Source organism: Planococcus alkaliphilus (genome assembly GCF_057031095.1).
The window spans coordinates 19096-35385 of the sequence record NZ_CM168060.1 but is presented as its reverse complement, the minus strand read 5'-3'; the positions used below and the strand labels follow the sequence as shown (position 1 = coordinate 35385).

The following is a 16290-nucleotide window of genomic DNA, read 5'->3' as shown; positions in this document are numbered from 1 at the left end:
CTTTCCACGTGCCCAGCGACGTCCTACTCTCACAGGGGGAGACCCCCAACTACCATCGGCGCAAAAGAGCTTAACTTCCGTGTTCGGGATGGGAACGGGTGTGGCCTCTTTGCCATCATCACTGGACTATTTTTTTCAGAGTGACTTGTTCACTCAAAACTGGATATTCGACATTGAATACAGGAAACGCGCTCTTCAGAAAGCCATTTTGGTTAAGTCCTCGATCGATTAGTATTCGTCAGCTGCACGTGTCGCCACGCTTCCACCTCGAACCTATCTACCTCATCGTCTTTGAGGGATCTTACTTGCTTGCGCAATGGGAAATCTCATCTTGAGGGGGGCTTCGTGCTTAGATGCTTTCAGCACTTATCCCGGCCACACATAGCTACCCAGCGATGCCCTTGGCAGAACAACTGGTACACCAGCGGTGTGTCCATCCCGGTCCTCTCGTACTAAGGACAGCTCCTCTCAAATTTCCTGCGCCCGCGACGGATAGGGACCGAACTGTCTCACGACGTTCTGAACCCAGCTCGCGTACCGCTTTAATGGGCGAACAGCCCAACCCTTGGGACCGACTACAGCCCCAGGATGCGATGAGCCGACATCGAGGTGCCAAACCTCCCCGTCGATGTGGACTCTTGGGGGAGATAAGCCTGTTATCCCCGGGGTAGCTTTTATCCGTTGAGCGATGGCCCTTCCATGCGGAACCACCGGATCACTAAGCCCGTCTTTCGACCCTGCTCGACCTGTACGTCTCGCAGTCAAGCTCCCTTGTGCCTTTACACTCTGCGAATGATTTCCAACCATTCTGAGGGAACCTTTGGGCGCCTCCGTTACTCTTTAGGAGGCGACCGCCCCAGTCAAACTGCCCGCCTGACACTGTCTCCCACCCCGATCAGGGGTGTGGGTTAGAATTTCAATACAACCAGGGTAGTATCCCACCGACGCCTCCTCCGAAGCTGGCGCTCCGGGCTCAAAGGCTCCTACCTATCCTGTACAAGTTGCACCAAAATTCAATATCAGGCTACAGTAAAGCTCCACGGGGTCTTTCCGTCCTGTCGCGGGTAACCTGCATCTTCACAGGTACTATAATTTCACCGAGTCTCTCGTTGAGACAGTGCCCAGATCGTTACGCCTTTCGTGCGGGTCGGAACTTACCCGACAAGGAATTTCGCTACCTTAGGACCGTTATAGTTACGGCCGCCGTTTACTGGGGCTTCAGTTCGCACCTTCGCTTGCGCTAAGCACTCCCCTTAACCTTCCAGCACCGGGCAGGCGTCAGCCCCTATACGTCACCTTACGGTTTTGCAGAGACCTGTGTTTTTGCTAAACAGTCGCCTGGGCCTATTCACTGCGGCTCTCTCGGGCTATTCACCCTACCAGAGCACCCCTTCTCCCGAAGTTACGGGGTCATTTTGCCGAGTTCCTTAACGAGAGTTCACTCGCTCACCTTAGAATTCTCTTCTCGCCTACCTGTGTCGGTTTGCGGTACGGGCACCTCCCGCCTCGCTAGAGGCTTTTCTTGGCAGTGTGAAATCAGGGACTCGAGGATGAATCCTCTTGCCGTCACAGCTTAACGTATCAGGAATGGGATTTGCCTCATTCCACGCCTCACTGCTTGGACGCGCACAACCAACGGCGCGCTCACCTTATCCTTCTGCGTCCCCCCATTGCTCAAACGGCGGGGAGGTGGTACAGGAATATCAACCTGTTGTCCATCGTCTACGCCTATCGGCCTCGACTTAGGTCCCGACTGACCCTGAGCGGACGAGCCTTCCTCAGGAAACCTTAGGCATTCGGTGGACGGGATTCTCACCCGTCTTTCGTTACTCATACCGGCATTCTCACTTCTAAGCGCTCCACCAGTCCTTCCGGTCTGACTTCAACGCCCTTAGAACGCTCTCCTACCACGGACCTCAGATGAGGTCCATCCACAGCTTCGGTAATCCGTTTAGCCCCGGTACATTTTCGGCGCAGTGTCACTCGACCAGTGAGCTATTACGCACTCTTTAAATGATGGCTGCTTCTAAGCCAACATCCTGGTTGTCTAAGCAACGCCACATCCTTTTCCACTTAACGGATATTTGGGGACCTTAGCTGGTGGTCTGGGCTGTTTCCCTCTTGACTACGGATCTTATCACTCGCAGTCTGACTCCCAATCATAAATCACTGGCATTCGGAGTTTGTCTGAATTCGGTAACCCGGGATGGGCCCCTAGTCCAAACAGTGCTCTACCTCCAGGATTCTAAACGATTGAGGCTAGCCCTAAAGCTATTTCGGAGAGAACCAGCTATCTCCAGGTTCGATTGGAATTTCTCCGCTACCCACACCTCATCCCCGCACTTTTCAACGTGCGTGGGTTCGGGCCTCCAGTAAGTGTTACCTTACCTTCACCCTGGACATGGGTAGATCACCTGGTTTCGGGTCTACAACTGCATACTCATTCGCCCTATTCAGACTCGCTTTCGCTGCGGCTCCGCCTTCTCAGCTTAACCTTGCATGCAATCGTAACTCGCCGGTTCATTCTACAAAAGGCACGCCATCACCCATTAACGGGCTTTGACTACTTGTAGGCACACGGTTTCAGGATCTGTTTCACTCCCCTTCCGGGGTGCTTTTCACCTTTCCCTCACGGTACTGGTTCACTATCGGTCACTAGGGAGTATTTAGCCTTGGGAGATGGTCCTCCCGGATTCCGACGGAATTTCACGTGTTCCGCCGTACTCAGGATCCACTCGGGAGATCCGAACCTTTCAGCTACAGGGCTGTTACCTTGTCTCGCGGACCGTTCCAGGTCGCTTCGCTTAAATTCGGATTTTGTAACTCCGCAATGAGTGTCCTACAACCCCAAGAGGCAAGCCTCTTGGTTTGGGCTGTTCCCGTTTCGCTCGCCGCTACTCAGGGAATCGCATTTGCTTTCTCTTCCTCCAGGTACTTAGATGTTTCAGTTCCCTGGGTCTGCCTTCTCATGTGCTATGTATTCACACATGGATACCGCCCCATTAAAGGCGGTGGGTTCCCCCATTCGGAAATCTCCGGATCACAGCTCACTTACAGCTCCCCGAAGCATATCGGTGTTAGTGCCGTCCTTCTTCGGCTCCTAGTGCCAAGGCATTCACCGTGCGCCCTTTCTAACTTAACCAAGTGGTTTGTTAAAAAGTGGATCCCAATTGGGATCGTGCTTGCATGAATTGCTTGTTTTCATTTGTTTCAATGTCGTTTTATCCAGTTTTCAAAGAACAAGTTTGAAGTCACAAAACAGGCTCACGCCTGAAGGGTGAACCTTCAAAACTGAACGCAAAACGTCAACACAAGATCCGGAGATCTTGTTTCCGAATAAATCCTTAGAAAGGAGGTGATCCAGCCGCACCTTCCGATACGGCTACCTTGTTACGACTTCACCCCAATCATCTGTCCCACCTTCGGCGGCTGGCTCCACTAGGGTTACCCCACCGACTTCGGGTGTTACAAACTCTCGTGGTGTGACGGGCGGTGTGTACAAGGCCCGGGAACGTATTCACCGTGGCATGCTGATCCACGATTACTAGCGATTCCGGCTTCATGCAGGCGAGTTGCAGCCTGCAATCCGAACTGAGAACGGTTTTCTGGGATTGGCTCCCCCTCGCGGGTTGGCTGCCCTTTGTACCGTCCATTGTAGCACGTGTGTAGCCCAGGTCATAAGGGGCATGATGATTTGACGTCATCCCCACCTTCCTCCGGTTTGTCACCGGCAGTCACCTTAGAGTGCCCAACTGAATGCTGGCAACTAAGATCAAGGGTTGCGCTCGTTGCGGGACTTAACCCAACATCTCACGACACGAGCTGACGACAACCATGCACCACCTGTCACCGCTGTCCCCGAAGGGAAAGCCTTGTCTCCAAGGCGGGCAGCGGGATGTCAAGACCTGGTAAGGTTCTTCGCGTTGCTTCGAATTAAACCACATGCTCCACCGCTTGTGCGGGCCCCCGTCAATTCCTTTGAGTTTCAGCCTTGCGGCCGTACTCCCCAGGCGGAGTGCTTAATGCGTTAGCTGCAGCACTAAGGGGCGGAAACCCCCTAACACTTAGCACTCATCGTTTACGGCGTGGACTACCAGGGTATCTAATCCTGTTTGCTCCCCACGCTTTCGCGCCTCAGCGTCAGTTACAGACCAGAAAGTCGCCTTCGCCACTGGTGTTCCTCCACATCTCTACGCATTTCACCGCTACACGTGGAATTCCACTTTCCTCTTCTGCACTCAAGTTCCCCAGTTTCCAATGACCCTCCACGGTTGAGCCGTGGGCTTTCACATCAGACTTAAGGAACCGCCTGCGCGCGCTTTACGCCCAATAATTCCGGACAACGCTTGCCACCTACGTATTACCGCGGCTGCTGGCACGTAGTTAGCCGTGGCTTTCTGGTGAGGTACCGTCAAGGTACCAATAGTTAGTTGGTACGTGTTCTTCCCTCACAACAGAGTTTTACGATCCGAAAACCTTCGTCACTCACGCGGCGTTGCTCCGTCAGACTTGCGTCCATTGCGGAAGATTCCCTACTGCTGCCTCCCGTAGGAGTCTGGGCCGTGTCTCAGTCCCAGTGTGGCCGGTCACCCTCTCAGGTCGGCTACGCATCGTGGCCTTGGTGGGCCGTTACCCCACCAACTAGCTAATGCGCCGCGGGCCCATCCTGCAGTGACAGCCGAAACCGTCTTTCCGTGAAGCCTCAGGAGAGGCCTCAAACTATTCGGTATTAGCACCGGTTTCCCGGAGTTATCCCGATCTGCAGGGCAGGTTGCCCACGTGTTACTCACCCGTCCGCCGCTAAACTGGAAGGAGCAAGCTCCCCCAGTTCCGCTCGACTTGCATGTATTAGGCACGCCGCCAGCGTTCGTCCTGAGCCAGGATCAAACTCTCCATTATAGAGTAGTATTGATTGCTCAATGCTGGCGCATCGCCGCCTCCGAAAAGACGCGCGATTCGCTTTGCTCTGGCAAAAGCCTGATCAGTAATGTAGGTCACGGGCACCCGGTGATGGAAGCAGCCTTGCTCCGATTGCCCAAAGGCAACCTTCGCAAAAGCCGTTCTCGCGCCAAGGCGCTCGTGACGTCTTTCGTTGACGTTTTGCTGTTCAGTTTTCAAGGTTCATGTTGCCACCAGATGTTATTCGTTTTTTGTTTCTCTCTTGGCGACTCCTATTATATTAAAGCATGTTTCCATAAGTGTCAACACTTTTGACGATAAATATTATATTTAAAAAGTATTCCACTATTGCTAATGAGTTTCTTCTATATAAGCGTTCGATAAAAAGCGCTTCGAACCTTTGTCGCTTATCTTCATTTTCAAGGTTTTAGCAATAAAAAGCAGCGCTTTGTTTTATAAGCGCCGGCCTTTTATCTAATCTTCACTTTTCGGTTTCTTGCTTCTTTCAGCAGAAACAGATATTTGCTTTCAATGATCTTTCTCTCCGTAATGACAAATAGATCGTAATCATCCGAGAGTTCCTCAAGCCTCTGGGCTTTCTGAAGACTTTGCTTTGTTTCAATGAACTGATCGATGAGCTGTTCATCGAATTCTTTTTTCAATTTCCCTCTTTTTGAAAACAGCATTCGTTAATCCCCTCTTCAGCCCTATTGACGGGCAGTAAAACTCCCACTTTTACAAGTGGGAGAATACTAAACTATAAATACGCATCTTGCCTTAGAGTTCACGCCGGCCTTCTAGAGCTTTCGATAAAGTCACTTCATCTGCATACTCCAGATCTCCGCCGACCGGAAGGCCATGCGCAATTCTCGTCGTCTTAATGCCGGATGGCTTCACGAGACGAGAAATATACATAGCTGTTGCTTCTCCCTCTATGGTCGGGTTTGTTGCCAGGATCAATTCCTTCACAGTCTCATCTTGAAGCCGCTTCAACAATGACGGTACGTTAATGTCTTCCGGTCCGATTCCATCCATTGGAGAAATCGCACCTTGCAGCACATGGTACAGCCCCGTATAATCGCGCATCTTTTCCATCGCAATGACATCTTTTGGATCCTGCACTACGCAGATAGTGGAACGGTCTCGACTTTGATCCTGGCAAATATGGCAAGGATCAATATCGGTAATATGCCCGCAATTCGAGCAAAAACTTAAATTCCGCTTTGCATCCACTAACGCTTTCGCAAAATCAAGAACGGTATCTTCTTTCATTCCAAGCACAAAAAATGCCAGACGGGCCGCTGTTTTCGGCCCGATTCCTGGCAATTTCATAAAACTCTCCATTAATTTCGAAATTGGTTCAGGGTAATGCATATCGTTTCCTCCTAGAACATGCCAGGAATATTTAAGCCCTTAGTGAATTTCCCCATTGTGGAATTCGCATGTTCATCCGCTTTTTTAAACGCTTCGTTTGTAGCTACGATTAATAAATCCTGCAGCATTTCAACATCTTCCGGATCAACAACAGATGGGTCTAATGCGAAATCTAGAACTTCTTTGTGGCCTGAAACGGTAACTTTCACCATGCCGCCGCCAGCTGACCCTTCAAATTTCAACGTTCCTAGTTCTTCTTGGGCCTCTGCCATCTGTTTTTGCATTTTCTGCATTTGTTTCATCATGCCTTGCATATTTCCGCCACCGCGCATAATTGTTTCCTCCTTAAGATTCGTTTAATTAGTCTTCTTGTACTTCCACAAAGTCTTTTCCGAAAAGCCGCTCAGCTTCAGCGATGAACGGATCTTCTTCCGCTGCTGCGCCTTCCGCCGAGAAAGGATGTTCTTCTTCCGACTCTGTCTGTCTTTCCTCTGCACCTGATTTCAATCCATTGCTCTTAATGAAGTCTTCTCGGATTTTCAGCCAGCTTTCATCCGGTACAAAGATGGGCGTATACGCTTTGCCTGTATACTGCTCAAGCAGCTGGCTGAAAGCGACAGAAAAGGTCTGGTTATCTGCTGCCATCTGACAATGAATATCATACTTGAATTTTAACACAAAAGCATCCGGTGAAGCCGCTACGGGCTCCGCTTCATTCAATAAAGCTGAATGGGATTTCTGCAATTGCGCCATGACCGTCGCCCAATTGGTTTTAATCGCTTGAATATCCGGTTTGGTCGCATTTTTCAAGACATCTTCAATCCGGCCAACCGGCGTTTTATAACTGCTTTGCGAACGCTGACGTCTTTTTGGTTCAGCTGCTGCCCCGGCCGGAGCCGCTGCTGAACCATTTTTCAGCTGCTGCTGAAGCTGGATGACCAATTGCTCCAGCTGATTCACTTTCGCTTCCAGTTCCGGCGAAGCGGAAACTTGGGAAGATGAACTTAACACGGGTGCATCAGCTTGCACCATTTTCAGCAAGGCTGTTTCCATATAGATTTTCGTATGGTTGGAAAAACGCATTTCCTGCTGCGTTTTCGTCAACACGTCAATCCATTCATATAGAGTCACCGGATTGAATTGTTTCGCTAACTCCTCAAAACGCGGTTCATGGCTTGCAAGCTCCAGCATATCGTGCAAATCAGGAGCTGTCTGGATCAATAAAAGATCGCGGAAGAATGTAATGAAATCTTCTACTAAACGAACCGGATCTTTCCCGTCCCGCACCAATTGTTCAAGCAGCGTGAGCGCTTGTCCGATGTCTTTTGCCACCAACGCTTCTGCAATATCGTAGAACATGTCCTGGCTGATGGAACCAGTCACCAAAAGGGCATCTTCCAAAGTCATTTCATCTCCACTGAAAGAAACCACTTGGTCGAGCAAACTAAGGGCATCCCGCATCCCGCCTGCAGCAGCTTGTGCAATCACTTTCAGCACTTGTTCGTTGTACGGAATTTCTGCATCCGTCAACACTTCGATCATGCGGTCTACAATATCCGCCTGTGTCAATCGCTTGAAATCAAAGCGCTGGCAGCGTGAAATGATGGTTAGCGGCAATTTATGCGGCTCGGTTGTTGCGAGAATGAACACCACATGTTCCGGCGGCTCTTCTAACGTTTTCAATAAAGCATTGAAAGCACTGTTGGATAGCATATGGACTTCATCAATGATGTAAATCTTAAAACGCGAATTCGCTGGAGAGAAACGGACTTTCTCGATAATTTCCCGCATTTCCTCTACACGCGAGTTGGACGCCGCATCAAATTCGATGACGTCTGTATTCGAACCTTCGGTGATGCTGCGGCAAGAAGCACATTCATTGCATGGTTCTGCAACGGGTGCCTGTTCACAGTTCAATGCCTTGGCGAAAATTTTAGCTGTACTTGTCTTCCCTGTTCCTCTTGGTCCCGAGAACAAATAAGCATGCGTGGTCTTATTGTAAAGGAGAGCATTTTGAAGGGTTTGTTTGATATGCGACTGACCTGACATTTCAGAAAAGGACTGGGGTCTGTACACACGATAAAAAGCTTGATACGCCAACGGTTTTCTCTCCTTTTGTAAAATCTGTTTTCGGTCCTTTTATTATACCATAAATAGGGGGTTCTTCTGAATGATTTCTCCCGGTGAATCCCCCTTGAGAACATACAAAAAACCTGCCCGCAATAACTTGCGGACAGGCTCTGAGTTTTAAAGTTAATGCCGTGCACCTTTCTTCGACTGTTGCACACAAGCGTTACCCTTGTCGTTGGCTCGATCTAGGCAACCCCGCGGCACATGAAAAGTTCCACTTAATGCTGCTTCCTTCCGGACCTGACATGGTTCATGGGTTCCCATTGCGCAGGACCCAGACGTCAACACTACGTGCAAGAGGCAGACCTTGCATACAAACAGCCTCAGAAAGGAATTCAGTCCTGCTAGAGCGGATTGCAGGTTACAGGACACCGCTACCTTCCCACCTAGCACGGCATTTACTAGTATACGAATATTTCTAAAAAAAATCAATCCGTAAGCTTTATTAAAATGAAATCCCGTTAAATTCCTTGTTCCAATCACGATTTTCCACGAAATTAAAAAAATCTCAAAAAAATTCTTTGAAAGTGTTGACAGCAAATATCAATCCGTGATAAATTAATTCTTGTCTGATACGGAGGAATACCCAAGTTTGGCTGAAGGGATCGGTCTTGAAAACCGACAGGGGAGTCAAATCCCGCGGGGGTTCGAATCCCTCTTCCTCCTCCATTTTTTGAATTTACACGCGCATATAAATTCGAGATTGGATTCGTTACGCAAGTAGCGAATTTTTCTTAACAGTTATATGTCTGAAGATTTTGATACATACTCATTCAAGCAGAGGGCTTACGCCTTCTGCTTTTTCTATTTCCTGGGAAATAAAGAACCCCTCAGGCTTTAGTGCCTAAGGGGGTTAAGGTTTATTTTTTTAATACAGCCGTTTGCTGAAGAAAGTTCCCGATGCGCTCAACGATTTTTTCCGAACAATCCGGATCGTTCATCAAATCATAGTCGCTGATGTTCAAGCGAAGTACCGGGCAGCCGTTAAAGCTGTTGATCCACTTTTCGTAGCGGTCGTGCATTTCCACCCAATACTCAACAGGCGTCTGCTGCTCCATCAAGCGGCCGCGTTCCTGGATGCGTCCAAGAATGTCCTCAAGCGATCCTTCTAGGTAAATCAGCAAATCCGGATGCGGGAAATACGGCGTCATGACCATCGCTTCGAACAGATTCGTATAGGTTTCGTAGTCGACATTGTTCATTGTGCCTTTTTCCCAGTGCATTTTCGCGAAAATACCGGTATCTTCGTAAATCGAACGGTCCTGGATAAAGCCGCCCCCATATTCGAACATCCGCTTTTGTTCTTTGAAGCGTTCAGCCAGGAAATAAATTTGCAGATGGAAGCTCCATTTCTCGAAATCATCGTAGAACAAATCCAAATAAGGATTTGTATCCACTTTTTCAAACGATGTCCGGAAATGCAAGGCATCTGCCAAAGCTTTCGTCATCGTCGACTTGCCGACACCTACAGTCCCTGCAATCGTTATTACTGCATCCGAAGGGATACCGTATTTTTCACGTAAATTCATATTGATAAGCTCCTTTGTTGTAGAGTTTCGTCCACTTTGCTTAAAATCAGCTGCAAGTCTGCTTCATTTTGGACGAAATCGATTTCATCTCCGTTAAAACGAAGAACCGGTATTTCCGGATGCGCCTGTTCAAAAACTTCGATGAAGGCATGGTAATCTGCAGCCAGCTGTTCCATGTATTCCGGCGTAATCATCTTTTCAAATTCGCGGCCACGCAGCTTGATGCGTTTCATCAATGTATCCAAGCTCGCATGCAAATAAATGATGACATTGGGTTTCGGCATATCCGCCGTCAAGATGCGGTAAATCGCTTCGTATTTGGCATATTCCGCTTCCGGCAATGTCCGCTTTGCAAAAATGAGGTTTTTAAAAATATGGTAATCCGCTACGACAGGTTCACGGTTCGAGATGAACTTTTTCTGGATATCGGATAATTGTTTATAGCGATTGCATAAAAAGAACATTTCCGTCTGGAAGCTCCACTCTTCAATATCTTCATAGAATTTATTGAGAAACGGGTTTTCGTCCACGATTTCTTTTAGCAGTTGGAATTGGTTTTGTTCAGCAATTACTTTCGTCAATGACGTTTTGCCAACGCCTATCGGACCTTCTACCGTGATAAATGGCACCGGCATGGGAAGTCCCCCTCTTTCTTTTCAAGTGTGATGCAATGCCATTTATTTTACCATAGACAGAACATGAAAAGTAGAAAAAAAACAGCCGTCCAGTTTAATGGATAGCTGCTTTGAAGGTTCCGCCGTGGACTTCCTGGGTGTCCATGATGGTGACAAATGCATTGGGGTCGATGTCTGCGACAATTTGTTTAAGCTTTGAAATTTCCAAGCGCGTAACGACGACATAAATGACATCTTTCGCCGATTCTTCAAACCCGCCCTTGCCGTGAAGTTTGGTGACGCTTCGGCCAAGACGTGAATTGATGGCAGCGCCCAGTTCGATGAACTCATCTGAAACGATCAGTACGGCTTTTGTATCATCTAAGCCTTGGATCACCATATCGATGGTTTTCGAAGCAATGTAATAAGTCAAAATGGAATACATCGCATGTTCCCATCCAAGTACAAATCCGGCCCATAGGAAAATGAAGATATTGGCAAACATAACGAATTCACCAACGGAAAAAGGCAATTTGCGGGTCAACAAAATACCGAGGATTTCCGTTCCATCTAGCGCCCCGCCGTTTCGGATGACGAGCCCTACCCCAGCCCCCAGAAGGAGACCGCCAAAAACCGTGGCAAGCAACGGATCATCAACCACTCCCGGAATCGGGTGCAGAGGAAATTCAATAATGGCCAGCGCGACAATTGCAAAAATCGAAGACATAAAGAAGTTTTTTCCGATGTGTTTGTATCCAAAGAAGAGGAATGGCAAATTGATCACTACCATCAAAATACCAAAAGGAATGGGCGTTAAATAGTCCAAAATCAACGAAATCCCGATAATGCCGCCATCAATGATCGAATTCGGCACTAAAAAAAGTTCGATTGAAACAGCAGCCATGGTCGCACCTAATAAAATAAGGCAAAAACGCCCGATCAAATGCCGAAAAGACTCCTTTTTATGTTCTTTTACCATCAAATCTCCCCTAATGTTCACCTTTGTCTTTTAGTCCATTTTTATTTTACCTTTTATCGGGACGTTTGTCTTGATGCGATGTGAAGAGAAGGTTCTAAAACCATAAAAAAATGCTACACTATCAAATAAGGAGCGATGTTTGATGAATGGCAGCGAATTAGATCATTTCTATATGCAATTGGCAATTGAAGAAGCTGAAAAAGCAGCAGCAAAAGGAGAAGTGCCGATTGGCGCGGTCATTGTCCGCGACGGGGAAGTTATTGCAAGAGCCCATAACCTGCGGGAGACGACACAAAACGCCGTTACGCATGCCGAGCTATTAGCCATCCAGGAAGCCTGTGAGAAACTCGGCAGCTGGCGTTTGGAAAACACCCAACTTTACGTAACGTTAGAGCCATGCCCGATGTGTGCCGGTGCCATCCTGCAATCCCGTATTCCGCGTGTGATTTACGGAGCGCGCGATGTGAAAGCCGGAAGCGTCGATTCGCTTTACCGTTTGCTGAATGACGACCGCTTTAACCATCAATGCGATGTGACGGAAAATGTACGGGCAGAAGAATGCGGCCAGTTGCTGACCCATTTCTTCCGTGCTCTCCGGGAAAAAAAGAAGAAGAAAAAGCGGGAGTCCTTATCTTAAAGGAGCTTCCGCTTTTTTCTCGTCTAAAAAATGGGCAATTAACTTGTTTACAATGTAAGATTGCTCATGATGCACCCAGTGGGTAGCTTCTCCGATAAAGACCAGTTCTCCGTCTTCACAGAAATTCAGGCTTTCTTTTGCGAGCATCGGAGATAAGAACTGATCCCCGAGTCCCCAGAGGATCCGCACGGGCACCCCGATTTTCTCTTCGGGCGTCTGCAGCATGCTGCCTTTTCGGATCGCCCGGTACCAATTGAGCATCGCCGTCAATGCACCGGGCTGCGCCCAAGCGGATTGATAAGCGGAAATCTCCTCTTCTGAAAAAGTATTCGGCCGGCTCGTCGACACCAAACTGCTGACCATCGTTTTAAAATAATCCGCTGCCAATGTTTTCTCAGGAAGCTCAGGCACTTGGAAAAAAGCGATATAGGAACTCTTCACCCATTGCGCCGGATTTTTCTTCATGACACGCGGCATTGCCTTTGGATGGGGGATGTTCACAGCAATCAGCTGCTCGACGTATTGCGGTTTGGTTGCAGCCAAATGCCAGGCGACCGCACCTCCCCAATCATGCCCGATCACCGTTGCACTCGTTCGTTCAAACCCTTCGATCAATCCTACAATATCATCGCGCAATAAATCCAATGTGTAGTTTTCAATGCCTTCCGGTTTATCGCTCAAATTATAGCCGCGCTGATCCGCCACCACAACGCGGTAGCCTTTTGCTGCAAGCGGTTCAATTTGATGAATCCACCCGTACCAAAATTCAGGAAAGCCATGCAGCAATACGACAAGCGGCCCGTTTTCGGGACCCGCTACAGCCGCATGAAGGGTAATGCCGTTCGTTTTGACAAATTCAAAAGAGACTTGTTCCACTTTTATCATTCCTTTCGATCAGCCTTTCCCCTTCTTTACCCGATTTCACAAAAATAAAGAGCCTGGAAACCTTACATTTCCAGGCTCTGTTCATTTATTTTATTTGATGACTTCTTTGCCGCCCATATAAGGACGCAGCACTTCAGGAATCAAGATGGTTCCGTCTTCCTGCTGGCAGTTTTCAAGCAAGGCTGCCACAGTACGCCCGATCGCCAAACCGCTTCCGTTTAAGGTATGCACAAATTCCGGCTTGCCATTTGCTTCGCGGCGGAATTTGACGTTCGCACGGCGCGCCTGGAAATCTTCGAAATTACTGCAAGAAGAAATTTCGCGGTACATTTCCTGGCTCGGAATCCATACTTCGATATCGTATTTCTTCGCAGCGGTGAAGCCGAGGTCGGCTGTGCACATTTTCAAGACGCGATAAGGGAGGCCGAGAAGCTGCAGCACTTTTTCAGCGTGTCCTGTCAATTTCTCCAGCTCATCATAAGAATCTTCCGGCTTCACAAAGCGCACCAGCTCGACTTTATTGAATTGGTGCTGTCTGATTAACCCGCGTGTGTCGCGCCCCGCAGAACCGGCTTCAGAGCGGAAATTCGCGCTGTATGAAGCAAAGGCTTGCGGCAGCATATCCCCTGATAGGATTTCGTCGCGGTAAAAGTTCGTCACCGGCACTTCAGACGTCGGAATCAGGAAATAATCCTCTTTTTCAATCAAGAACGCATCTTCTTCGAATTTCGGCAATTGGCCTGTGCCCGTCAAGCTGTCGCGGTTGACCATGTACGGCGGCAGCATTTCTTCGTAGCCATGCTCTTCCTGGTGCAGGTCCATCATGAAGTTGATAAGTGCACGTTCAAGGCGTGCGCCGAGCCCGCGGTAGAACACAAAACGGCTGCCTGTCACTTTCGCTGCACGTTCAAAATCGATGATATTTAAATCCGTACCCAGATCCCAATGCGGCTTTGCTTCAAACGTGAATTCCGGCTTTGTTCCCCACGTGCGGATTTCCACGTTGTCATCTTCAGAATCGCCGACCGGCACGCTGTCATGCGGAATGTTCGGCACGCGCATCATGATGTAATTCAAGCGTTCTTCCACTTCACGCAATTCATCATCGATCACTTTGATCTGGTCGCCGACTTCACGCATTTTGGCAATCGCTTCGTCTGCGTTTTCTTTATTGCGCTTCATGAGAGCAATGTTTTGAGTGGCTTCGTTGCGCTCCGCTTTCAATTTCTCTGTCTGGGCAATCAATTCGCGGCGTTTTGCATCCACTGTTTCAAAATCGTCCAACACGGAAATGTCTTCCCCGCGCTTCGCTAATTTCGTTTTCACTTCTTCAAAATTCGCACGTACAAATTTAATGTCTAACATGTAAATTCCTCCTTCAAATTTTCAGTCCATGGAAAAAAGGCAACAAAAATAGCCCCCATCCCTTGGTAAAAGGGACGAGAGCTACCCGCGTTGCCACCCTGATTGACCGGCAAAAGCCAGTCCTCTTCATTACATAACGGCCTTTAAACCGGCAATGGCTTATTTCGCCATGCAACTCAGGGGTGGATTCACACGCGCTTTTCACCGGTTCGCACCAACCACCGGCTCTCTTTGGAAAAACAGACGTCCTACTAGTTCCCATCAACGTTTCTACTTTTAAATTAATCATACTTTACTATAAATTGAATCGTTTGGCAAGAGAGCGTCCGTTGCGCGGGGAACCATGTTCAGAAAGTATTCCATGATCCGGTGATCATCGGTCAATTCGGGATGGAACGAGCAGCCGAGGAACTGCCCGCACCGCGCCATGACGATTTTGCCCTTATGTTCACACAGCACTTCAACCGAAGGACCGGCGCTGACGATATGAGGCGCCCGGATGAATACCGCTTCAAAAGCAACTTCCATCCCTTTGATGGATAGCGGTGCTTCAAAACTGTCCACTTGTCGGCCAAATGAATTGCGCTCTACTACCACGTCCATAACGCCGAGATGCGGCTCTTCGTATCCGACAACGGTACCTGCCAATAAAATCAATCCGGCACATGTGCCGAATAGTGGCTTGCCGGTTTTCGCGAACTCACACAACGGCTCCATCAATCCGTAGCGATCAATGGCTCGGCGTATCGCGGTGCTTTCGCCGCCCGGCAGAATCAGCCCATCTAATCCTTCTAAATCTTTCGGCCATTTCACCGCAACGGCTTCCGCCTTGCACGCTTCAATTGAACGCATATGCTCACGGACAGCCCCTTGCAAGGCCAAGACTCCAATTCGCTTCATCTTACCAGCCCCGCTCTTGCATACGTTCACCCGCAGCAATTGTGGACATTTCAATTCCTTTCATCGCGATGCCAAGGTCTTTTGAAAGTTCAGCAATCAATCGATAGTCTTGATAATGTGTTGTCGCCTCGACGATGGCATGAGCAAATTTTTCAGGATGATCCGATTTGAAGATGCCGGATCCGACGAATACTCCATCCGCTCCCAGTTCCATCATCAATGCGGCATCAGCTGGCGTTGCAACGCCGCCTGCCGCAAAATTAACGACCGGCAACCGCCCTAACCGTTTTACTTCTTTCAAAAATTCATAAGAAGCGCCTAAGTTCCGGGCTTCTGTCATCAATTCGTCTTCACTCATCGTCACCACTTTGCGAACTTCCGCATTCACTTGCCGCAAATGACGCACCGCTTCGACGATATTGCCCGTTCCCGGTTCTCCTTTTGTCCGGAGCATGGATGCTCCTTCACCGATGCGGCGGGCTGCTTCGCCTAAATTGCGGCATCCGCAGACAAACGGTACCGTATATGTATTTTTTAATAAGTGGAATTCTTCATCTGCTGGCGTCAATACTTCACTTTCATCAATATAATCGACACCCATCGCTTCCAGCACCCGCGCTTCCACAATATGGCCAATACGAGCTTTTGCCATCACTGGAATCGATACCGCCTTCATCACTTCTTCGGTAATGCGCGGATCCGCCATTCGGGCAACTCCGCCGTCTCTCCGGATATCCGAAGGTACGCGTTCCAATGCCATTACAGCCGTAGCGCCTGCAGCTTCAGCAATCCGTGCTTGTTCCGCATTGACCACATCCATGATGACGCCGCCTTTTTGCATTTCAGCCATTCCGCGTTTAACGCGATTTGTTCCTTGTTCACTCATTAAAAATCCCTCCTCTTTTATTTATATATTCAGTATAATAAAGAGTGACCCTATAAAAAGACTCAGTTCCTTATAAATTTAAAAGGTCAGAT

12 protein-coding genes, 1 tRNA gene, 3 rRNA genes, 1 other RNA gene and 1 other annotated feature are annotated in these 16290 nt (G+C 48.7%); of the genes, 2 read left to right on the top strand and 15 right to left on the bottom strand.

The genetic code is table 11. The features are described 5' to 3' along the window. Positions 1 to 10: 10 nt before the first annotated feature. The 8 genes from rrf to ffs all read right to left on the bottom strand — a co-directional run bounded on the left by rrf (position 11) and on the right by ffs (position 8798). A 5S ribosomal RNA gene (gene rrf, locus AC2EXB_RS00145) occupies positions 11 to 126 on the bottom strand. An 82-nt stretch (positions 127 to 208) separates the two neighbouring features. Beyond that, positions 209 to 3142, bottom strand: a 23S ribosomal RNA gene (locus AC2EXB_RS00140). A 206-nt stretch (positions 3143 to 3348) separates the two neighbouring features. Continuing rightward, positions 3349 to 4899 (bottom strand): 16S ribosomal RNA (locus tag AC2EXB_RS00135). The 16S, 23S and 5S rRNA genes sit together here, the layout of an rRNA operon. Before the next feature lie 470 nt (positions 4900 to 5369). Next, positions 5370 to 5585: a YaaL family protein gene (locus AC2EXB_RS00130; protein ID WP_483602911.1), complete on the bottom strand. Its 216-nt coding sequence runs from the start codon at positions 5583 to 5585 to the stop codon at positions 5370 to 5372. 91 nt (positions 5586 to 5676) lie between these two features. After that, positions 5677 to 6273, bottom strand: coding sequence for a recombination mediator RecR (gene recR / locus AC2EXB_RS00125; protein ID WP_052649537.1), 597 nt, complete (start codon positions 6271 to 6273; stop codon positions 5677 to 5679). An 11-nt stretch (positions 6274 to 6284) separates the two neighbouring features. Next, positions 6285 to 6605, bottom strand: a complete 321-nt coding sequence (locus tag AC2EXB_RS00120) for a YbaB/EbfC family nucleoid-associated protein (RefSeq protein ID WP_235197750.1) — start codon at positions 6603 to 6605, stop codon at positions 6285 to 6287. Positions 6606 to 6633: 28 nt separating this feature from the next. After that, positions 6634 to 8373: a DNA polymerase III subunit gamma/tau gene (gene dnaX, locus AC2EXB_RS00115; protein ID WP_483602909.1), complete on the bottom strand. Its 1740-nt coding sequence runs from the start codon at positions 8371 to 8373 to the stop codon at positions 6634 to 6636. 159 nt (positions 8374 to 8532) lie between these two features. After that, positions 8533 to 8798: signal recognition particle sRNA large type (gene ffs, locus AC2EXB_RS00110), an RNA gene on the bottom strand. A 181-nt stretch (positions 8799 to 8979) separates the two neighbouring features. Between ffs and AC2EXB_RS00105 the strand changes: the two genes are divergently transcribed. Then, positions 8980 to 9072: transfer RNA gene (locus tag AC2EXB_RS00105), tRNA-Ser, on the top strand. A gap of 191 nt (positions 9073 to 9263) precedes the next feature. On the opposite strand, the gene AC2EXB_RS00100 is transcribed toward AC2EXB_RS00105, so the two are convergent. The 3 genes from AC2EXB_RS00100 to AC2EXB_RS00090 form a co-directional block, all read right to left on the bottom strand. Beyond that, positions 9264 to 9932, bottom strand: a complete 669-nt coding sequence (locus AC2EXB_RS00100; RefSeq protein WP_235197748.1) for a deoxynucleoside kinase — start codon at positions 9930 to 9932, stop codon at positions 9264 to 9266. Next, on the bottom strand, positions 9929 to 10567 hold the full coding sequence (locus AC2EXB_RS00095) for a deoxynucleoside kinase (RefSeq protein WP_235197747.1): 639 nt from the start codon (positions 10565 to 10567) through the stop codon (positions 9929 to 9931). The genes AC2EXB_RS00100 and AC2EXB_RS00095 overlap by 4 nt, the downstream gene beginning before the upstream one ends. Before the next feature lie 94 nt (positions 10568 to 10661). Then, positions 10662 to 11528, bottom strand: a complete 867-nt coding sequence (locus tag AC2EXB_RS00090) for a YitT family protein (protein ID WP_483602907.1) — start codon at positions 11526 to 11528, stop codon at positions 10662 to 10664. A gap of 139 nt (positions 11529 to 11667) precedes the next feature. Here AC2EXB_RS00090 and tadA point away from each other — a divergent pair, with 139 nt between their 5' ends. Then, positions 11668 to 12162, top strand: a complete 495-nt coding sequence (gene tadA / locus AC2EXB_RS00085; protein ID WP_483602905.1) for a tRNA adenosine(34) deaminase TadA — start codon at positions 11668 to 11670, stop codon at positions 12160 to 12162. Here tadA and AC2EXB_RS00080 read toward each other — a convergent pair. From AC2EXB_RS00080 to pdxS, 4 genes are all read right to left on the bottom strand, one after another. Then, a complete protein-coding gene (locus tag AC2EXB_RS00080; protein ID WP_483602903.1) occupies positions 12154 to 13038 on the bottom strand; it encodes an alpha/beta fold hydrolase in 885 nt (294 codons plus the stop codon). The two genes, tadA and AC2EXB_RS00080, sit on opposite strands and share 9 nt — an antisense overlap. 99 nt (positions 13039 to 13137) lie before the next feature. Further along, positions 13138 to 14412: a serine--tRNA ligase gene (gene serS / locus AC2EXB_RS00075; protein WP_483602902.1), complete on the bottom strand. Its 1275-nt coding sequence runs from the start codon at positions 14410 to 14412 to the stop codon at positions 13138 to 13140. Between the two features lie 67 nt (positions 14413 to 14479). Next, positions 14480 to 14686: a binding site (T-box leader), on the bottom strand. A gap of 11 nt (positions 14687 to 14697) precedes the next feature. Continuing rightward, positions 14698 to 15312 carry a pyridoxal 5'-phosphate synthase glutaminase subunit PdxT gene (gene pdxT, locus AC2EXB_RS00070; protein WP_483602900.1) on the bottom strand — a complete coding sequence of 205 codons (615 nt, stop codon included), beginning with the start codon at positions 15310 to 15312 and terminating at the stop codon, positions 14698 to 14700. A gap of 1 nt (position 15313) precedes the next feature. Beyond that, positions 15314 to 16198 carry a pyridoxal 5'-phosphate synthase lyase subunit PdxS gene (gene pdxS, locus AC2EXB_RS00065; RefSeq protein WP_483602898.1) on the bottom strand — a complete coding sequence of 295 codons (885 nt, stop codon included), beginning with the start codon at positions 16196 to 16198 and terminating at the stop codon, positions 15314 to 15316. Between the last annotated feature and the right edge of the window lie 92 nt (positions 16199 to 16290).

Bases quoted from the DNA above. Each gene is read 5' to 3' on its own strand.
- AC2EXB_RS00130 (WP_483602911.1), bottom strand. From the start codon at position 5,585: ATGCTGTTTTCAAAAAGAGGGAAATTGAAAAAAGAATTCGATGAACAG.
- recR (WP_052649537.1), bottom strand. From the start codon at position 6,273: ATGCATTACCCTGAACCAATTTCGAAATTAATGGAGAGTTTTATGAAA.
- AC2EXB_RS00120 (WP_235197750.1), bottom strand. From the start codon at position 6,605: ATGCGCGGTGGCGGAAATATGCAAGGCATGATGAAACAAATGCAGAAA.
- AC2EXB_RS00100 (WP_235197748.1), bottom strand. From the start codon at position 9,932: ATGAATTTACGTGAAAAATACGGTATCCCTTCGGATGCAGTAATAACG.
- AC2EXB_RS00095 (WP_235197747.1), bottom strand. From the start codon at position 10,567: ATGCCGGTGCCATTTATCACGGTAGAAGGTCCGATAGGCGTTGGCAAA.
- tadA (WP_483602905.1), top strand. From the start codon at position 11,668: ATGAATGGCAGCGAATTAGATCATTTCTATATGCAATTGGCAATTGAA.
- serS (WP_483602902.1), bottom strand. From the start codon at position 14,412: ATGTTAGACATTAAATTTGTACGTGCGAATTTTGAAGAAGTGAAAACG.
- pdxT (WP_483602900.1), bottom strand. From the start codon at position 15,312: ATGAAGCGAATTGGAGTCTTGGCCTTGCAAGGGGCTGTCCGTGAGCAT.
- pdxS (WP_483602898.1), bottom strand. From the start codon at position 16,198: ATGAGTGAACAAGGAACAAATCGCGTTAAACGCGGAATGGCTGAAATG.